The organism is Qipengyuania marisflavi, from assembly GCF_005884405.1.
GTDB lineage: Bacteria > Pseudomonadota > Alphaproteobacteria > Sphingomonadales > Sphingomonadaceae > Qipengyuania > Qipengyuania marisflavi.
The window spans coordinates 426,329-444,844 of record NZ_VCAO01000002.1 but is presented as its reverse complement, the minus strand read 5'-3'; the positions used below and the strand labels follow the sequence as shown (position 1 = coordinate 444,844).

Genomic DNA, 18,516 nt, shown 5'->3' with positions numbered 1-18,516 from the left:
CTCAGATTTCGACCTGGCTGCCCAGCTCGACCACGCGGTTGGTGGGCAGGCGGAAGAAATCCATCGCCGTCGCCGCATTGCGCAGCATCCATGCAAAGATCTTCTCGCGCCAGATCGGCATCCCCGGCTTGTCGCTGGGCAACAGGGTCTGACGGCTGAGGAAGAAGCTGGTCTGCATCATGTCGAAACTGCCGCCGCAACGCTCCATCTGCTTCAGGCCCAGCGGTACGTCGGTTTCCTGCATAAAGCCATAATGCAGCACGGCGCGGTAGAACCCGTCACCAAGATCGTGGATCTCACACCGCTCGTTCTCATCCACATAGGGCACCTCGGCGATCAGCACGGTCAGGATAACAACCCGTTCGTGCAACACCTTGTTGTGCTTGATATTGTGCAGCAGTGCGGAGGGCACACCGGCAGTCTGGCTGGCCATGAAGATCGCCGTACCGGGCACCCGCGTGGTGCTGTTTTTGGCCGATTTGGCAAAGATTTCGATGGGCAGCGCCACTTCGCTCATCCGGTCGCGCATCAGCTTGCGCCCGCGCGCCCAGGTTGTCAGCAGCGTGAATGCCACCAGGCCTACCACCAGCGGGAACCAGCCGCCCTGCGGAACCTTGGTCAAATTCGCCGCAAAGTAAGCGCCATCGACGATCAGAAACAGCACCACCACCGGGGCTGCCAACCACAGTTTCCATTTCCATACGCCGACCAGCAAGACGCCCATCAACAACGTGTCGATCGTCACCGCGCCGGTTACGGCAATGCCGTAGGCGCTGGCGAGATTGGTGGAGCTCTGGAAAGTCAGCACCAGCACGATCACCGCCACCATCAGCGCCCAATTGATGACGGGAATGTAAATCTGCCCGGCTTCGGTTTCGCTGGTGTGGCGGATCGACAGGCGCGGCATGAAGCCCAGCTGCATCGCCTGATGCGTGATCGAGAATGCGCCCGAGATAACCGCCTGGCTGGCGATGAATGTTGCCAGCGTGCACAAGATTACCAGCGGCAGTCGCCATTCCTCTGATGCCAGCAGGAAAAACGGGTTGCGTACCACTTCGGATGCCAGTTCCGGTGGCAATCCGGCGATCATCGCCCCCTGCCCGAAATAGTTGAGCAGCAGGCAAGGCATCACAAAGCCGAACCACGACAGCCGCATCGGTCCGCGCCCGAAGTGGCCCATGTCGGAATACAGCGCCTCTGACCCCGTCACCGCCAGCACCACTGCGCCCAGCGCCAGAAAGGCGATAAAACCGTCGGTGACGAAAAACTGCATCGCGTAATAGGGGTTCAGCGCCCACAGGATGTCGGGGTTCTGGATGATCTGGTTCAGACCCATCCCGGCAATAACGATGAAATAGACAATCATCACCGGGGCGAACAATGCGCCCACCTTGGCCGTGCCGCGTTTTTGCAGCAGGAACAGCAGGATCAGCAGCACCAGCGCAATCGGGATAATCAACGGGTCGAGTCTATGATCGACCACTGCCAGCCCTTCGACCGCCGACAGCACCGATATGGCCGGCGTAATCATGCTGTCGCCATAGAACAGCGACGTCGCAAACACGCCGAGCAACACCACCAGCCAGCCGTAATTCGACTTGCCGATATGGCGCGACAGCAGCGCGACCAGTGCCAGACTGCCGCCCTGCCCCTTGTTATCGGCGCGCATCAGGATGGTGACGTACTGGATCGACACGACCAGCAGCATCGACCAGAAAATCAGGCTGACCACACCCAGCACATGCATCCGGTCGATCGCGATCGAAAAATTATTCGCGCCGGAAAATGTTTCGCGGAACGCATAAAGCGGGCTGGTGCCGATGTCGCCGAACACCACGCCAATCGAACCGATGGCGAGCGCGGCTTTCGAGCCACTCCCATGGCCGTGAGTTTCCGGCACTGCGCCCTCGGGCACGGGTCCGGTGGATGACACGGTGGTCTCGTTCATTGCGTGGTAGCGTCCAGCCGCATGGTACAAAGCCTTGTCTCGCGAGCGAACAGGCTCAGGGCAAGGCGGGGGCGATTAGCAGCATGGCTTGGCACCCGCAATAGAGCACGCATTGACTCAGCGTGCAGGGCTGTCGGCGCTGCCCGGTGACATCTGGACGATCAGCGCATCGAGCCGCTCCAGCCGCTCGGCCAGACCGGGACGCCATGCAGCATCCTGCGGGGCCTGCTCCAGCGCCTCTGCCCACAGGCCGCGTGCCTGAACCGCCTGTCCGGCGCGCAGCAGCGCCAGTCCGTAAAAATACGTCGGCGCCGGATTGCCCGGCGCAGTGTCCTCAGCACGCGAATAAGCAAACAGCGCGCTGGCGGTCAGTTGGCCGTCTGCATGTTCGACCAGTGCATTGCCCAGCGCCAGCCATGCCTCGGCATCATTGGGATTCTCGCGCACCGCATTGCGCAGGAAATTGGCCGCGTTTTCAAAGTCTCCGCGCCGCGCAAACGCGTCTGCCGTGGTGACGAAGCGCGACGGCGGCTGCGGGCTGGCGAAGAATTCGCGCCGCGCCTCGACCAGCAATTCGCCTTCCACCGGGGCCTCGCCCTTGGCCGCCGCAGGCGATGACGGCTGACCGGGCGAACCTTGCAGCGCATACCCCGCAAGGCCAAACAGCAGCGCTGCGCCGAACAACATCCAACCACCGCGCGGCAGTCGCAATACGGTCGCGGCGAGCAGGAATGCCAGCGCTGCCAGCGCCAGAATCGCGATCCAGTTCATGTGCTATTCCTCAGGCGGCGCAGCAATATGACCCCGGCCAGCAAGACCAGTATCATCGGCACTGCAAACAATGGCCAGGTCGAGGCGCTGATTTCCGGTTTGTAGCTGACATAATCGCCATACCGCTCCATCAACCAGCCGCGAATCGCATCGGGGCTTTCCCCCGCGGCAATGCGCAGCCGAACCTGATGCCGCATATCGCCCGCCATGGGCGCATCGCTATCGGCTATCGACTGGCTCTGGCACTTCAGGCAGCGCAAAGTTTCCATCAGATCCTGCGCCTTGGCCTCAAGCGCGGGATCGTCGAGCTGCCGGTAGGCATAGGGTGCTGGCGGCATAGTGTCCTGCGCTGAAACAGACATTGAAAAGCACGAAACAAGCGCTGCAATCATCAGGATCAAGCGCTTCATTGACGTGCCTCTCGCAGTTTTCCGAGCAACATCGGCACATCGCCAGCCCGGATATCGCCGATATGCTGATAGCGGATCATACCCTTGCCATCGATGACAAAGGTCTCCGGCACCCCCGATGATCCCAGCTCAAGCTGCAGCGCCGACAGGTCATCCGAGCCGATTGCGCTGTAAGGATTGCCATTTTGCGCCAGAAAACGCGCCACATCTGCGGGCCGGTCGCGGATGGCTACACCCACGATTTCTGCGCCTTCGCGTTGCAATCGCTCAAGCTGCGGTGCCTCGGCGATGCAGGGCAGGCACCAACTGGCAAAAACATTAAGCAGGCGCGGCGTGCCATCGGTAAATTGTGCGCTGGCAAGACCCGGCTGGTTTGGCATTGCAGGTGCAAGGTCGAAGTATGGCAACTGTCGGCCGACCATCCGGCTTTCGACGAATTCATCCTTCGGCTGGTTCAGTTGATAGGCGGACAGGGCAAGAAAGCCCGCAAACAGCGCTAAAGGAATCCACAACCGCCAGTTCATGGCGTTTCTGCCTTGCGCTCGGCAATACGGCGCGTGACGCTGCGGCGTTTGAGATCGCTCAGCACTCGCCCGATCAGTGCCAGCACCCCGCCCAATGCGACCAGCATCCCTCCGTACCAGATAAATGTGACAAATGGTTTCCACCACAACCGGACCTGCCAGCGGCCACCAGCAGCTTGATCGCCCATCACGGCATACAGCTGCCCATTCCAGCGGGTGATCAGCGCGCTCTCGGTGGTTTCCTGCGGCGGCGTCCAGAAACTGCGTGCCTGCGGGGCTATCGTGGTCGGATCCCCATCGCGGTAACGTGCCGACATGCGCCCTTCGATGGCGGTCCAGTTCGGCCCGGCGACAGGTTCGACCGCTTCGAGAGTGACGGTCCACGGCCCCACCTGCGCCGCCTCGCCCGGCATCACGGCAGCCAATCGCTCTTTGGAAAAGGCTCTTTCGCTCGCCATGCCGAACAGCGCGACCGCAATGCCGAAATGCGCAATGACCATGCCCCATGTGGCAATTGGCAAGAGACGCAGATTGCGGCCTTTTAGCGGCAACAAGCTGCCAACCGCCAGTGCCGCCGCCAGTGCAAGACTCAGCAGCGGCAGGATCGCCACATCGCCAATGATGCTGACCAGCACCAGCGCAGCCAGAATGATAGCGGCAACCAGCGCCGCCTCGCGCCCGATCCGCTCGAAACTGTCGCGCCGCCAGCGCAGCAGCGGACCTACGGCCATCACGATCAGCATCGGTACGACAAAAATCGCGCCAACCGGATTGAAATAGGGCGGCCCGACAGAAACCCGCGTGTCGAAAGCTTCGGTCAGCAGCGGATACAGCGTGCCCATCAGCACAATCGCCAGAATTGCGCTGAGCATGACATTGTTGAACACCAGCGCGCCTTCACGGCTGGTCACAGAGAATCGCTCCCCCTCGCTGATGGTCCCGGCGCGCAGCGCGAACAGCAGCAAAGCGCCGCCAATATACAGCGCCAGCAATGCCAGAATAAACGTGCCGCGTTCGGGATCGACTGCAAAGGCATGCACGCTCGTCAGAATGCCCGATCGCACCAGAAACGTGCCCATCATGCTCATAGAAAAGGCCACGACGCCCAGCATGATTGTCCACGCCCGCAGCGCATCGCGCGCCGCCAGCACTCCGGCGCTATGCAGCAGCGCAGTCGCGGCGAGCCAAGGCATCAGCGAGGCATTTTCGACAGGGTCCCAGAACCACCAGCCGCCCCAGCCCAGCTCGTAATACGCCCAGTATGACCCGGCGGTGATGCCCAGTGTCAGGAACACCCACGCGCCCAGCACCCACGGGCGCATCGCACGCGCAAATTCGGGTGTGACCTGCCGGGTGATCAGCGCGCCGACGGCAAAACTGAACGCAATCGATAGCCCGACATAACCAAAATAGAGCGTGGGCGGATGGAAGGCGAGGCCGATATCCTGCAGCAGCGGGTTCAGCCCCATCCCCTCTGCCGCGGGCAATGCCAGCCGCTCGAACGGGTTGGAACTGAGCAGCAGAAAGGCGTAAAAGCCCAGCCCGACAAAGCCCTGCGCCGCCAGTGTGGCGTGCATGGTCCGTTCGGGCAGGCGGCGCTCTACCAGCGCGATCAGGCCGCCCGCCAGCGCCATGACCGTCACCCACAACAGCATGGAGCCTTCATGGTTGCCCCACGCGCCAGCCAGCTTGAAAACCATCGGCTTCATCGAATGCGAATTGGCCGCGACCAGCTTCACCGACAGGTCAGTGACGGCGAAAACCCACAGCAGCATTACGAACGATACGGAGGCCAACGCCCCCTGCACCACTGCTGCCGGCCTGATCAGAGCGGCAATTTCACTGCCTGCACCGCCGCGCACCGCCAGCGCCCCGGCGACCAGTTGCAAGGCCGCAAGCGCCGCCGCCAGCCACAGCGCAGCAAGACCGATTTCAGCAATCATTTGAGGCCCACGGTGGTATCTTCGGCCATTGTACGGGCCTGATCTTCGCTCATGCCTTCAAGTTCGCGCGGCATATAATTCTCGTCATGCTTGGCCAGCAGATTGTCCGCCACAAAGGTGCCCTCCGGCCCCAACCGCCCCTCGGCCACCACGCCCGACCCTTCGACGAATAGATCAGGGGCGATGCCCGCGAAGCGCACAGGTACGCGCGACCGGTCGCGTCCTGTGACAACGAAATTGATCGTGACACCGTCCGGCTGCGTTTTCAGCGAGCCGGTTTCCACCATTCCGCCCAGCCGGATCGCTTGCCCAACAGCAGGGGGATTGTCGCGGATCTGCTCTGGCAGATAGAAATAGCTCGCCTGATTGCGCAGCGCATAGGCCGCCAGCAGCCCCGCGCCGACCAGCGCGACCAGAGCCAACAGGATCAGAACCAGCCGCTGATGTTTGGCTTTCATCGCGCTCATTTGCGGCGTGCCTCCTGACGGCGGTGCTCAGCTGCGGTCATAGCCCGCCAGCTCCACACAATCATTGCCAACGTGCCTGTGATACCAACAGCATAGGCCGCGATAACGAAGTCCCATTGATCCAAAGCTTCGCGCATTACGCGGCCTCCATAGCCCGGCGGCGCAGACGCGCCTCGGCCTGAATATCGGCAAGCAGCGCACGCATTCGCGCCAGCACCACGCCGCCAAAAATAAGCGAGAACCCCAGCACAGCGGCCATCAAGGGGATCAGGAATGCCGCATCGATGGCGCTTTTGCCCATGGTTATGCTGGGCGGCTGGTGCAGCGAATTCCACCACACCACGCTGCGGTTGATAATCGGAATATTGATCGCGCCCAGCAACCCGAAAATCGCCGGAATGCGCGGGCTGACGCCCTCACGCTCGGCCGCCTGCGCCAGAGCGATATAGGCAAGATACAAGAATGCGAGGACCAGCATCGAGGTCAGCCGCCCGTCCCACACCCACCATGTGCCCCACGTCGGGCGGCCCCAGATCGATCCGGTGGCCAGACAGATGATCGTAAACACTAGTCCGGGCAGCGCCGCCGCGCGCGCCGCAATGGCCGCCAGCGGGTGACGCCAGACGAGGAACACGAGGCTGGAAATCGCGATGGCGCTCCATCCTCCCATACCCAGCCATGCGGTTGGCACGTGAAGGAACAGGATCCGCACCGTTTCGCCCATCAGCCGGTCGGGAGGGACCATAAACAGGCCCCATGCAAGGGCGCCTGTGGTCAGCACCAGACCCCCGCCCAAAAAAAGCGGAGTCAGCCAGCTTGCCAGCGCAAGAAAGCGTTTGGGATTTGCAAAGCCATGCATCGAATTACCGTCCGCGCAAACCCTTGGCAGCGGTTGGCGCTGGGCACAATGGGGGATGGCCGCACGATACCCGATGTGGGAGCATCGACGTGCTTATCAGCGCCCGATCAGCTTCTGCGCCATCCGGTCAGCGACCTGGTCAGACGATTCGCCCGATGCATCGCTATCGTGCCAGATCTGCTCAAGCCGTCCGGGAATCAGCGCGATCCGCTTGCGCACCTCGTTGATGTCGCAAGGCGCCTTTTCACTGCGGCACAGATATTCCAGCGTCACCGAAATAATCCCGCCTGCATTGATGACGTAATCGGGCGCGTAGAGAATGCCGCGCTTTGCCAGCATCGGGCCGTGTTCGGGGCGCTGCAACTGATTGTTCGCCCCGCCGGCAACAATCTGACAATCCAGCCGGCCAATGCCGTCATCGTCCAGAATCGCGCCCAGCGCATTGGGGCTGAAGACATCGCAGGATACCGACATGATCGCCTCGGAAGCGGCCGTCTGCGCGCCCAGTTCAGCAGCAAGCGCTGCGGCGCGCTCCGCATCGATGTCTGCCAGTGTCAGCTGTGCGCCTTCCTTGGCCAGCAGGCGGGCAACGCCGCCGCCGACACTGCCGGTGCCCTGAATGGCGACATGGACGTCCTTGACGCTGTCCTTGCCCAGCTTGTGCTTCACAGCGGCCTTGATGCCCAGAAAGATGCCAAGCGCGGTAAACGGACCCGGATCGCCGCCAGCGGCGTCCTCGCCTTCTACCGGCAGGCCGGAAACATATTGGGTGCGCTTTGCCACCGTGGACATATCGGCTTCGGAAATGCCGACGTCTTCGGCAGTGACATATTTCCCGCCCAAGGCATCGACAGCATCGGCAAACGCCGCGAGCATTTCGGGAGTCTTCGAATTGTCCTTACCGGCCAAGATCACGGCCTTGCCGCCGCCCATGGGCAGGCCGGCCATCGCATTCTTGTAGCTCATTCCGCGGCTGAGGCGCAGCGCGTCGCGCATTGCGTCCGCAGGATCGCCATAATGCCAGAAGCGCGTGCCACCGGCACCGGGGCCAAGATGCGTGGAATGCAGCGCGATAATAGCGGTCAGCCCGCTCTTGGCGTCGCGAACCACCTCGACCAGTTCATGATCGTCGTAGTCCGATTCGGTCCAGAATGCCGACATCTGCGCAAAACCCCTGCAATATCTGCCAGTGCATCGGGGGAGAAATGGGGCGATCGAGGGGTCTCGAACCCCCGACCTCCGGTACCACAAACCGGCGCTCTAACCAACTGAGCTACGATCGCCACACACGCCCCCGAACCAGCCGGGAAGGCGCCTGATAAGCCCGCACAGGAAGGCGTCAACCCGCCCGGCGCAACGGCGCGTGCCTGTTGCACAAGTCGTTCTATATGGGAAGGGAAAAAGCGTGAGCAGCCCCTGCCGCGCAACTATATTTCGCGGCTTGTCCTGCTATCCCCAGCCGCTATCGTGATAGCGATGACGCGCGCAGGCGAATCCTCTGCAGAACATCTGCTGGCACAGCCTGCCGTCCAACGTGTCCCCAGCGGCCAAATCCAACTGTTTCAGCGGCGCGGATTTGCGGACCCTTCCCTATGCGATGCGCTGATTGCTTTGATTGATCAGGACCGTCGTCCATCGACGCTGGCCGACGCCGGGGACGACCATTATTTCCGCACCAGCGAGACCTGCGATCTTAATACAGAAGAGGATGCGGTGCAGCAGATTGAGGCAATGCTCGCCGCGCTTTCGGGAATTGCGCCTGAACATGGCGAGCCGTTGCAGGGCCAGCGATACGATGTCGGGCAGGAATTCAAACCACATTGCGACTATTTCAATCCTGATGGACAGGACTGGACCAAATATTGCTCAATCGCCGGACAGCGCAGCTGGACCTTCATGGTCTATCTGAACGATGTTGTGGCGGGCGGCGCGACGCGGTTCAAATGCATCGGCAAGACTTTTCAGCCTGAGACGGGAAAGCTGCTGTGCTGGAACAATCGCCGCGCTGATGGAAGCGAAAATCCCAACACTCTGCACCACGGGATGAAGGTTCGTCAAGGCGTGAAATACGTGATCACGAAATGGTACCGCGAGAAACCGTGGGGCTGGTGACGCAAAAAGGGCGGCCCCGTCGGACCGCCCTCCTAAAGACGATCTTGCGATCGCCTAACTGCTGGCGAAGCCGGGCATCGCCGGACTTCGCAAATGGCTTACTTCTTGAGGCTGAGCCCGCCGAAGCGCTTGTTGAAGGCTGCAACGCGGCCGCCTTCCTGAAGCTGCTGCTTGCCGCCGGTCCATGCCGGGTGGCTCGTCGGGTCGATCTCGAGCGAAAGCGTATCGCCTTCCTTGCCCCAAGTCGAACGGGTCTGAAATTCTGTGCCATCAGTCATCTTGACCGTGATCATGTGGTAATCGGGGTGTCCTTCGGCCTTCATGGCTCAAGTCTCCAAGCTCACGGAACGGTTCCGACCGGTCCAGCTGTTGGTGGGAAAGGCGCGCGCATAGCGGCGCGGCGCGGCAATATCAACCCTATTCGGGCGCGTCGGCGATCATCGCGGTAAACTGCACTTCGCAGGTCACCTTGCCATCAATGCTGGCCTCGCCCGCAAACTTGCACACACGTGCGCGTTTCTGGACGAATTCGACCTTCAGATCGAGCAATACACCGGGTGTCACCGGGCTGCGGAACTTGGCATTTTCGATGGCCATGAAATAAACCAGCTTGCCAGAACCGGCCAAGCCCAGCGATTCCACTGCGAGAACACCGGCAGCCTGCGCCAGCGCCTCGATCTGGAGGACACCGGGCATAATAGGCGCACCGGGGAAATGCCCCTGAAAAAACTGCTCATTGAAACTGACAGCTTTTACCGCGTGAATCCGCTCATCGATGACCAGTTCGGCCACGCGGTCGACCAGGAGCAGGGGGTAGCGATGAGGGAGGCGCTTGAGCACCTCAACGACGTCGAATCCGCTATCACTCATATCCTCTGCCCCTGCCGATCTCTGGCTTAACGGCCGTCGGTCTGCGGCTGCGGCTGGGCAGCAGCTGCTGCCTGCTGCTGAGCCACCTGAACCAGCACCTGCTGCACCGTCTGCTGCAGCTGGTACGATTCGCGGCGCGGCTGCCAGCCGGCGGGCGGAACAATCTGGACAGTAGGAACACGCTTATCCAGCGCCGCAACGATATCGGCAGTAACGTTGACGCTATCAGGTGCCCACTGAATGGCATCGGGTGCCAACATGATTTGGATCTTTTTCTGGGAGATCACCTGCTGACGCGCATTGTTGTAGTCATTGATCAGCTGTTCTACCGCGTATGTCTGTGCCAGAACGATAGGCTGGCTGATCTGACCAATCTGCTGTTCCTTCTGCTGGACCTGCTGAACCACACCCGGATTGGCAGCGACTTCCTGCTCGCTGAGCTGGTTGTCCTTGTTTGTGTCCAGACTGACCTGCAGCGCCTGAATTTCCTGGCGAACAGTGCGGGCCTGCTGGATCTGCGCGGCATATTGCTGATCGATCTGCTGATACGCAGCGATGCGTGCGGCGGAGCGGACGATCACGGCTTCCGGGCTGCTGGTGGCGATGCCCGCGACCTGTGCAGCGGCGGGAGTAGCGACAAACGCAGCGCTGGCGATACCCGCAAGCGCGAGCGATTTGGCAAGAATTTTCATCAGAATTGGGTTCCTACGTTAAACGAGAAGAGCTTGGTATCGTCACCGACAGCGCTTTTAATGGCATAGGCTAGATCGATCCTGAACGGACCGAATGGCGAATTCCAGTTGACCCCAATACCCGCCGAAATACGCGGGCTGATCGTATCACCAACAAAGACCTCCTTGAAGAAGGTATTGGGGATCACGCTGCGCGCATTGGGCGTGCCATCCGGTGCGGTCGGGGAAGTGACCAGCGTTGTAATGGGATCACCGTCTTCATCGACACCCGCTTGGATGAACAGCAATTGCCCATTTGCGTCGGTTGCCTGCGCACCATTGGGGAAATCCTGCAGGATCGGGCGCTGTACGCCAAATAGCGAGCCAACATCGAGAAAGATCGACGGGCGCAGACCGAGATTGCGCGCGCCGCTACCCAGCGGAATTTCAAGTTCGGCGCGGCCCAGGTAATACGCCTTGCCGCCAATCGCGTCATCTGAGCGCTGATCGCCAGACAATGCGGCATCGATCGACTCAGGCACATTCGGCGTCGCCGGATCATTGTCATCGTCGATATAGTCGAGACGGATCACGCGCGGACCAACACCGCGGATGTCGAAACCACGTATCTGCGGTTCACCGAGGAAGAAGCGGTCAGTGAGTCGAATATCGTCTGAACCCGGAATGTTATTATTTTCCAGCCCCTTGATCCAGCCACCTTCCGCAGTGACCGAGAAAATGAAGTCACCCAAAACAGGCCAGTATTTGCCCATGCGGCTGCGCATCTTGAGATATTTGACAGAACCGCCAAGTCCGGCGAATTCGAATGTATTGGTGATGGTCTCACCACGCGTAGGGCGCAAGCGACTGTCGAGCGTGTCGTAATTGAGCGACAGACCGAGGATAGAGCTCGACCGCTTGCCGATTGCTTCACAGAGGAAACGGCCTGCGCGGAGCGGGTCACAAGTAGCGATCCCATCGCCGTCGCGATCTGAGAAATAGCTCGCCTCGTCGAGAGAAATATCATCGTAATTGAATGTGTAGCTACCAATCGCCGCCAGATATTCGGTCAACGGCACACCTAACCGCATTGACGCACCCGTGGTCGATTGCTGGAAAGTGGTATTCCGCTCATTGTTACGGAAGTTAAAGCTGTTGAAATCCTTGCGGTAAATGTCGGCGCCCGCCGAAATATTCCGGTCAAACACATAAGGTTCCGAAAAGCTGACCTGCGCCGATTTCGAAAACCGCGAGTAATTTACGCTCAGCCCGACCGTCTGGCCGCGGCCGCGGAAGTTGCGTTGGCGGATGCTGCCGGCAAGAATGAAGCTTTCCAGCGACGAGAAGCCCGCCGACAGCTGCAATTCGCCGGTCGCCTGTTCCTGGACATTGGCTTCGAGAATGATCCGGTCGGGCGCGCTGCCCTGGACCTGATTGATCTCGAGGTTTTCCTGGAAGAAGCCGAGCGAATTGATGCGCGCCGCAGTCCGGCGAACCGCTAGCGAATTGAATGCATCGCCTTCCGAAAGGCGGAATTCGCGGCGCAGCACCTTGTCCTGCGTCAGAGTGTTGCCGTTAACGTCGATCCGCTCGACATAAACGCGCGGTGCTTCGCGAAGCACGAAGTTCACGCTCATCGTCTTGTCTTCGGCATTGCGCCGGAATTCGGGCTGCACTTCAGCAAAGGCGTAGCCAAAGGTGCCAGCCAGTTCGCTCATCTGCTCAACCGTGTCTTCGACCAGCTTGGCATCATACCAATCGCCGGTTTTCATCGGCAGCCGGCTGGTCATCGATTCGCTGTTGAAATCGCGCAGCTGGCTTTCGACCGTCAGGTCTGAGAATTTGTAGCGCTCACCCTCTTCAACCACATAGGTGATAATGAAGTCGCGCTTGTCCGGGGTGAGTTCCGCAACCGCCGAAACTACGCGAAAATCGGCGTAACCTTGCGTCAGGTAGAACTGCCGCAGCTTTTGTTGGTCGAACGCCAGACGGTCAGGATCGTAGCTGGTGTTCGAGCTAAGGAAGCTGGTCAGCCGCGCCTGCTTGGTCAGCATTTCGCTGCGCACTTCACCATCGGAAAACTGTTCGTTGCCGATGATGTTGATCTGGCGGACCTTGGACTTGGGTCCTTCCTGAATTTCGAACACCACATCAACGCGGTTCTGACTCAGTTGCACCATCTTCGGCTCGACAGTGGCGGCGAACCGGCCCTGACGCTTGTACAGCTCGATAATCCGGGCCACATCCGCGCGAACCTTTGAACGGGTGAAAATCTGGCGCGGTGAAAGCTTTATCTCGGGAACGATCTTGTCGTTCTTCAGGCGCTTGTTGCCTTCCAGAATGATGCGGTTGATCACCGGGTTTTCAACCACGGTAATGACGACATTGCCGGCATTGTTGACCACATTGGCGCTGGAGAACAATTCGGTGGCGTAAAGGTCCTTCAGGACCTGATCGCCAACAGCCTGAGTATATGTCTGGCCCGGACGCAGCCGAATGTATGACAGGATAGTCTGAGGCTCGAGCCGCTGAGCACCAGCCACCGCGATGGTGGTCACGATGTCCTGCTGCACAACTGGCGCAGCGACCGCTTGGTCAGTGGTTTCTTCCTGAGCCCAGGCAGCGTGTGGAACGCCGCCAAGCATGGTTCCGGCCAATAGGCCGATGGCCAGCCGCGCTGCAGGTGTCCGGCGCAAACGGACATTTTCCGTGGCGGCAGTAGCTAAAATATACATCGACAAGGAGATCCCGTCCTCGTTAAAATTCATGGATACCGGCTGTTGTCGGGTCCGTGGCGGAGCCGCGTCGCGTGGTGCGGCATGGCCCGAAGGTCCCCTGCCTCATGCGTCGCGGTCAATCAAGCATTGGTGGAGTGAATTGCCGCCCCTGCTGTCTCCCTTTCCCCGGCTATTTCCCGAATATCGGGAGCTTTGCCAGGTCGTTGATCGTGACGAATATCATCAGCATCAGCACAAGCGCCACGCCGGCGCGATACGCCACTTCCTGACCCCTTGGACCAACTGGCTTACGGCGAATGGCTTCCGCCGCGTAGAATGCCAGATGCCCACCGTCGAGCGCGGGGATTGGCAGGAGGTTGATGAACGCCAAGTTAAGCGAGATAAGCGCAGCGAAGTTGACGAAATCCCGCCAGCCGAGACTCAACTGCTCGCCCGCGACCTTGCCAATCGTCACCGGTCCGCCAAGTTCCTTGACCGAGCGTTCGCCGGTAAAAATCTGCACGATTCCGGTGCCCATCATCTTGGCAATGCTGATGGTTTCATCAACCGCCAGACCGACCGCATTAACGGGACCAACCGCTTTAAAATCGAACCCGGCGGCGGCGGGCATCACCCCGATCAGTCCGATTTTTGACTTGTTTCCGAACTGGTCGGTGTCCTCGATCGCCGCCACGGGGACAGCAAACTGACGCATATTTCCTTCGCGTTCGACCGTCATGGCCAGCGTGCGGCCCGGATACAGCATCACGGCGCGGCGCAGGTCAAAGAACGATTCCATTTTCCGGCCTTCAACGCTGACAATGCGGTCACCCGCCTGCAGACCGGCTTCACGCGCGGTGGATTGTTCGGAGAATGCAGAGATTGTCAGCTGTTCGACCGGATCGGCAGGAACCGGTCTGCCCAACGCCAGGAAAAAGGCAGCGAAAATCGCCAATGTGACAATGATATTCGTCGCCGGACCGGCGAATACGATCAGCGCGCGTTTCCACAGCGCAGCGTGGTGGAAGCTGCCATCCCGCTCCGCCGGCGATGCCTGAGTGTTTGCCTCCGCATCGGGAATACTCGCCGGGTTCATATCGCCCTTGAACTGGACATAACCGCCCAAGGGCAGGGCGGACAATTTCCAGCGTGTCCCGCGCTTGTCGGTCCAGCCGTACAATTCCTTGCCGAAGCCGACGGAAAACGCTTCTGCCTGCACGCCGAACCAGCGCCCGACCAGATAATGTCCCAGCTCGTGCAATGTCACCAATGGCCCCAGCAACAGCGGGAAGCCCAGTATATACATCCAGAAAGGGATCGATCCGTCCAAGTCAGGCAAGCTCCAGAATTTCCGCCGCATGGCTACGCGTTTCGGCGTCGAGATTAATCACATCATCCAGACAACCCGGCGCAGCGGGCGGGTTTCCGCGGGTCAGCATATCCTCCACCGTTACCGCAATCTTCGTGAATGCGATCTTACCGTCAAGAAATGCGGCCACCGCGATCTCGTTCGCGGCATTGAGCACTGCGGGCACACCGCCGCCAGCCTGCGCCGCCTCGCGCGCCAGTCTGGTCGCAGGAAAGCGGTCCTCGTCAGGCGGGAAAAAGCTCAGTTCGCCAATGGCGGCAAGATCCAGCCGCTCGCACGGCGTGTCCATACGCTGAGGCCATGCCAAGCATGACGCAATCGGCACGCGCATATCCGATGGGCCAAGCTGAGCCAGCGTTGAGCCGTCGCGGTACTCCACCATTGAATGGATCACGCTTTGCGGGTGAACCACGATGCGGATGCGGTCGAGCCCGACCGGGAACAGGTGATGCGCCTCGATCAGTTCGAGACCCTTGTTAAACATGGTCGCGGAATCGACGCTGATCTTGTCGCCCATGTCCCAATTAGGATGTGCAATCGCTTCTGCAGGCGTTGCTGCGGCCAATTGCCCGGGCGTCCACAACCGCAGCGGTCCGCCGCTGGCGGTCAGCGTTATCGTACTGACGTCGGTGATGTCGTTGCCCTGCAAGCACTGGAAGATGGCATTGTGCTCGCTATCCACGGGCAGCAATGTCGCGCCATGCTTCGCCACAGCGGCGGTCATCACCTCGCCAGCAGAGACCAGCGCTTCCTTGTTGGCGAGCGCCACGATGCAGCCCTGTTCAATTGCCGCCATGGTCGGCGCCAATCCGGCACAGCCGACAATCGCAGCCACAACCACATTGGTGGGATGCGAAGCCGCCTCGCACAATGCGCGCTTGCCCGCAGCGACTTCGATCCCGCTGCCCGACAGAGCTTCGGTCAGATCGCCCAGCAGGCTCTCGTCAGCAACCACCGCGATCTGCGCGTTGAATTCGCGCGCCAGTGCGGCAAGTTCGGCAACGCTGGAATTGGCAGTCAGCGCGACCACCTCCCAATCATCGCGATTGCGGCGCAGCAAATCGAGCGTGGAGGAGCCAACCGATCCGGTCGCCCCGAGAATGGAAATCGTGCGGGTCATACAGCGGCGCCGAGCATCCCGCCTGCCAGCAGCACAACCGGGATCAGTCCATCGGTGCGGTCGAACACGCCGCCATGCCCCGGAATTATGCGCGAGCTGTCCTTGACCCCCGCCTTGCGCTTGAGCCAGCTTTCAAAGAAATCGCCGGCCTGCGCCGCCACTGCCACCGCTGTGCCGATGGCCAGGATTTGCAGCATTTCCATACCGTCGAAGGGCATCGTCGTATCGCCGCTGGTCGCGCGGGCAATGGTGTAAATCCACGCTGCGACCCAGGCGGTCGCGCCAATGATGCCGCCCAGCAGCCCTGCCCACGTCTTTGACTGGCTGATGCGCGGGGCAATCTTTGGCCCGCCCAATGTGCGGCCGAAAAAATAGGCGAAGGTATCGACACAGATCACTGCACCCACCACGCCGATCACAATGGCCACAGGAAAGCGCGACAGGAATATCCCGGCGAGCCCCACATAGATCGTGCCAGCCAAAATCGCTCCCAGCCGATAGGGGATGTTGGTCGTCGCCTTGACCACCAGCAGCACCAACTCAACCAGTGTCGCCAGCACCACGACCAGGATAAACAGATCCAGCCACTGCCCACCCATCCACAGGGCACCGCCCGCCAAAGCCAACATCGCGATGGCCGAGGCCAGCCGTACTGGCAAATCGGCGTTCTTTTTCGGCTGCGGTGCCGTCTGCTGTTCAACGTCCGCCAAAGCGTCTCTCCCGGTCGGCATATTCGTCCAGCGCATCCTGCAAATGGGCCGGGGTGAAATCTGGCCATAGCACGTCAGTGAAAATCATCTCAGCGTATGCGGCCTGCCAAAGCAGAAAGTTCGACAGGCGAACCTCGCCGCTGGTGCGGATCAGCAGATCGAGCGGCGGCAGATCGGCGGTGTAGAGATTGGCTGCAATCGCTGCTTCGGTCACCGCGCCCTGCTCCGCAGCCAGCCGCGCCGCCTGAGTGATTTCACTCAGCGCACCGTAATTAAGCGCTACCGCCAGCGTGCGGGTGCCCTGTGCAGTGCGTGCCAGCGCATCATCGAGAGAGGCGACGATGTCGGGCGCCAGCGAGCGCCAGTCACCAATGATCTGGAGTCGGACTTCATTGGCGATAAATTCGGGCAGGTCGGATTTGATGAACTTGCGCATCAAATTCATCAGATCATCGACCTCAGCTTCGGGCCGTTTCCAGTTTTCGCTGCTGAAAGCGTAAAGTGTCAGGCATTCCACGCCGGTATCGCTCAGCGAGCGCACCAGCTTGCGCACCGCCTCGACCCCGCGCTGGTGACCCACCGCACGCGGCAGATGCCGCCGCTTTGCCCAGCGGCCATTGCCGTCCATGATGATGGCGACGTGCCGCGCACGCTGCCTCTCGCCGCTCATCCTCTCACTCCGGTACCTGCCCTTACTGGGTCAGGATCTCTTTCACCTTTGCCGCCACCGCTTCATCGGTATCGGCGACATATTTGTCGGTCAGTTTCTGGACCTCATCCTCGGACCGCTTGCGATCGTCTTCGGAGATTTCCTTCTTCTTCTCGTCTTCCTTGAGCGTTTCCATACCGTCGCGGCGCACGTTGCGGATGGCGATCTTGGCCTTTTCGCCATATTCGCCCGCCAGCTTGGCAAGGTCCTTGCGGCGCTCCTCGGTCAGATCCGGCAGCGGCAACCTCAGGGTCTGCCCATCAATCATCGGGTTGAGGCCCAGATTGGCCCGCGCGATACCCTTTTCGACCGGCGTGATATTGGCCTTGTCCCAGACCTGTACGCTCAGCATCCTCGGTTCCGGCGCGGAGACGGTTGCCACCTGGTTCAGCGGCATCATCGATCCGTAAACCTCGACCATTACGGGGTCGAGCAGGCTGGTGTTGGCGCGCCCGGTGCGCAGGCCCGACAGGTCACCCTTCAGGGCTTCAATCGCGCCCTTCATGCGGCGCTCGATGTCAGCTTTGTCGTATTTTGCCATGGCTTCCTCGGTCTGGTTTGTGGTGATTAACTGGTAACGATGGTCTGCGTGCCCTCGCCCACCAGCACGCGGGCAAGATTGCCCTGCTCGCGAATGGAAAAGACCACGATGGGAATACCGTTATCGCGGCACAGCGCGACGGCGGAGGCATCCATGACCTTGAGATTGTCTGCGAGCACCCGGTCGTAACTCACGCTATCATAACGCTTTGCGTCCGGATCTTTCTTCGGATCGGCGCTGTACACGCCATCAACGCTGGTGCCCTTGAGCAAAGCGTCGCAGCGCATTTCGGCGGCGCGCAATGCGGCCCCGGAATCGGTGGTGAAATACGGCGCGCCCACTCCGGCGGCGAAAATCACGATGCGGCCCTTTTCAAGATGGCGTTCGGCGCGGCGGCGGATCACCGGCTCGCACACCTTGTCCATCTCGATGGCTGACTGCACGCGGGTGGGAACACCGATCTGTTCCAGCGCGCTCTGCATCGCCAGCGCGTTCATGACGGTGGCCAGCATACCCATATAATCGGCTTGCGCACGGTCCATGCCCTGCGCCGCACCGGCCATCCCGCGAAAGATATTGCCGCCGCCGATCACCAGGCAAATCTCCAGCCCGGTTTCCTTGGCTGCCTTCACCTCTTTCGCCATCTCCAGAACGAAAGCCGGGTCGATCCCGAACTGCTGGCCGCCCATCAGCACTTCGCCCGAAAGCTTCAGGAGAACGCGCTTGTAGGTGGGATGGCTCATCAGCAGCTCGCAAGATTGTGGGTTTGCGCGGC

The 18,516-nt window shown here is 60.6% G+C and carries 19 protein-coding genes and 1 tRNA gene; 1 reads left to right on the top strand and 19 read right to left on the bottom strand.

The annotated features are described in order from the left end of the window. Position 1: 1 nt before the first annotated feature. The 9 genes from FEV51_RS06750 to FEV51_RS06710 form a co-directional block, all read right to left on the bottom strand. A complete protein-coding gene (locus FEV51_RS06750; RefSeq protein WP_138617185.1) occupies positions 2 to 1,948 on the bottom strand; it encodes a potassium transporter Kup in 1,947 nt (648 codons plus the stop codon). Positions 1,949 to 2,065: 117 nt separating this feature from the next. Further along, positions 2,066 to 2,719: a tetratricopeptide repeat protein gene (locus tag FEV51_RS06745; RefSeq protein WP_138617183.1), complete on the bottom strand. Its 654-nt coding sequence runs from the start codon at positions 2,717 to 2,719 to the stop codon at positions 2,066 to 2,068. Further along, a complete protein-coding gene (locus FEV51_RS06740) occupies positions 2,716 to 3,129 on the bottom strand; it encodes a cytochrome c-type biogenesis protein (protein ID WP_138617181.1) in 414 nt (137 codons plus the stop codon). The genes FEV51_RS06745 and FEV51_RS06740 overlap by 4 nt, the downstream gene beginning before the upstream one ends. Next, positions 3,126 to 3,653: a DsbE family thiol:disulfide interchange protein gene (locus tag FEV51_RS06735; protein ID WP_138617179.1), complete on the bottom strand. Its 528-nt coding sequence runs from the start codon at positions 3,651 to 3,653 to the stop codon at positions 3,126 to 3,128. The genes FEV51_RS06740 and FEV51_RS06735 overlap by 4 nt, the downstream gene beginning before the upstream one ends. Then, entirely contained in the window at positions 3,650 to 5,596 is a 1,947-nt protein-coding gene (locus tag FEV51_RS06730; protein ID WP_138617177.1) for a heme lyase CcmF/NrfE family subunit, read from the bottom strand. Before FEV51_RS06730 ends, FEV51_RS06735 begins: the two co-directional genes overlap by 4 nt. After that, complete coding sequence (gene ccmE, locus FEV51_RS06725; protein ID WP_171033063.1) at positions 5,593 to 6,054, bottom strand: cytochrome c maturation protein CcmE; 462 nt, start codon at positions 6,052 to 6,054, stop codon at positions 5,593 to 5,595. Before ccmE ends, FEV51_RS06730 begins: the two co-directional genes overlap by 4 nt. A gap of 145 nt (positions 6,055 to 6,199) precedes the next feature. After that, positions 6,200 to 6,922 carry a heme ABC transporter permease CcmC gene (gene ccmC, locus FEV51_RS06720; protein WP_138617173.1) on the bottom strand — a complete coding sequence of 241 codons (723 nt, stop codon included), beginning with the start codon at positions 6,920 to 6,922 and terminating at the stop codon, positions 6,200 to 6,202. A gap of 96 nt (positions 6,923 to 7,018) precedes the next feature. Beyond that, positions 7,019 to 8,083, bottom strand: coding sequence for a Leu/Phe/Val dehydrogenase (locus tag FEV51_RS06715; RefSeq protein WP_138617171.1), 1,065 nt, complete (start codon positions 8,081 to 8,083; stop codon positions 7,019 to 7,021). Between the two features lie 45 nt (positions 8,084 to 8,128). Continuing rightward, positions 8,129 to 8,205, bottom strand: a tRNA-His gene (locus FEV51_RS06710). 193 nt (positions 8,206 to 8,398) lie between these two features. Here FEV51_RS06710 and FEV51_RS06705 point away from each other — a divergent pair. Then, complete coding sequence (locus tag FEV51_RS06705; protein ID WP_138617170.1) at positions 8,399 to 9,034, top strand: prolyl hydroxylase family protein; 636 nt, start codon at positions 8,399 to 8,401, stop codon at positions 9,032 to 9,034. A 98-nt stretch (positions 9,035 to 9,132) separates the two neighbouring features. On the opposite strand, the gene rpmE is transcribed toward FEV51_RS06705, so the two are convergent. From rpmE to pyrH, 10 genes are all read right to left on the bottom strand, one after another. Further along, a complete protein-coding gene (rpmE, locus tag FEV51_RS06700) occupies positions 9,133 to 9,357 on the bottom strand; it encodes a 50S ribosomal protein L31 (protein ID WP_138617168.1) in 225 nt (74 codons plus the stop codon). Between the two features lie 94 nt (positions 9,358 to 9,451). Next, positions 9,452 to 9,904 (bottom strand): 3-hydroxyacyl-ACP dehydratase FabZ, encoded by a 453-nt coding sequence (gene fabZ / locus FEV51_RS06695; protein ID WP_138617166.1) that lies wholly within the window; start codon positions 9,902 to 9,904, stop codon positions 9,452 to 9,454. A 26-nt stretch (positions 9,905 to 9,930) separates the two neighbouring features. Continuing rightward, entirely contained in the window at positions 9,931 to 10,596 is a 666-nt protein-coding gene (locus tag FEV51_RS06690) for an OmpH family outer membrane protein (RefSeq protein WP_138617164.1), read from the bottom strand. Beyond that, complete coding sequence (bamA, locus tag FEV51_RS06685) at positions 10,596 to 13,310, bottom strand: outer membrane protein assembly factor BamA (protein WP_138617303.1); 2,715 nt, start codon at positions 13,308 to 13,310, stop codon at positions 10,596 to 10,598. Before bamA ends, FEV51_RS06690 begins: the two co-directional genes overlap by 1 nt. A 172-nt stretch (positions 13,311 to 13,482) precedes the next feature. After that, positions 13,483 to 14,598, bottom strand: coding sequence for an RIP metalloprotease RseP (gene rseP, locus FEV51_RS06680; RefSeq protein WP_171033062.1), 1,116 nt, complete (start codon positions 14,596 to 14,598; stop codon positions 13,483 to 13,485). Positions 14,599 to 14,623: 25 nt separating this feature from the next. Continuing rightward, positions 14,624 to 15,781, bottom strand: coding sequence for a 1-deoxy-D-xylulose-5-phosphate reductoisomerase (locus tag FEV51_RS06675; protein WP_138617162.1), 1,158 nt, complete (start codon positions 15,779 to 15,781; stop codon positions 14,624 to 14,626). Next, a complete protein-coding gene (locus FEV51_RS06670) occupies positions 15,778 to 16,491 on the bottom strand; it encodes a phosphatidate cytidylyltransferase (protein WP_246034466.1) in 714 nt (237 codons plus the stop codon). The genes FEV51_RS06675 and FEV51_RS06670 overlap by 4 nt, the downstream gene beginning before the upstream one ends. Further along, on the bottom strand, positions 16,478 to 17,161 hold the full coding sequence (uppS, locus tag FEV51_RS06665) for a polyprenyl diphosphate synthase (protein WP_138617160.1): 684 nt from the start codon (positions 17,159 to 17,161) through the stop codon (positions 16,478 to 16,480). The genes FEV51_RS06670 and uppS overlap by 14 nt, the downstream gene beginning before the upstream one ends. A gap of 22 nt (positions 17,162 to 17,183) precedes the next feature. Beyond that, positions 17,184 to 17,741 carry a ribosome recycling factor gene (frr, locus tag FEV51_RS06660; protein ID WP_138617158.1) on the bottom strand — a complete coding sequence of 186 codons (558 nt, stop codon included), beginning with the start codon at positions 17,739 to 17,741 and terminating at the stop codon, positions 17,184 to 17,186. Between the two features lie 26 nt (positions 17,742 to 17,767). Further along, a complete protein-coding gene (pyrH, locus tag FEV51_RS06655; RefSeq protein WP_138617157.1) occupies positions 17,768 to 18,484 on the bottom strand; it encodes a UMP kinase in 717 nt (238 codons plus the stop codon). Between the last annotated feature and the right edge of the window lie 32 nt (positions 18,485 to 18,516).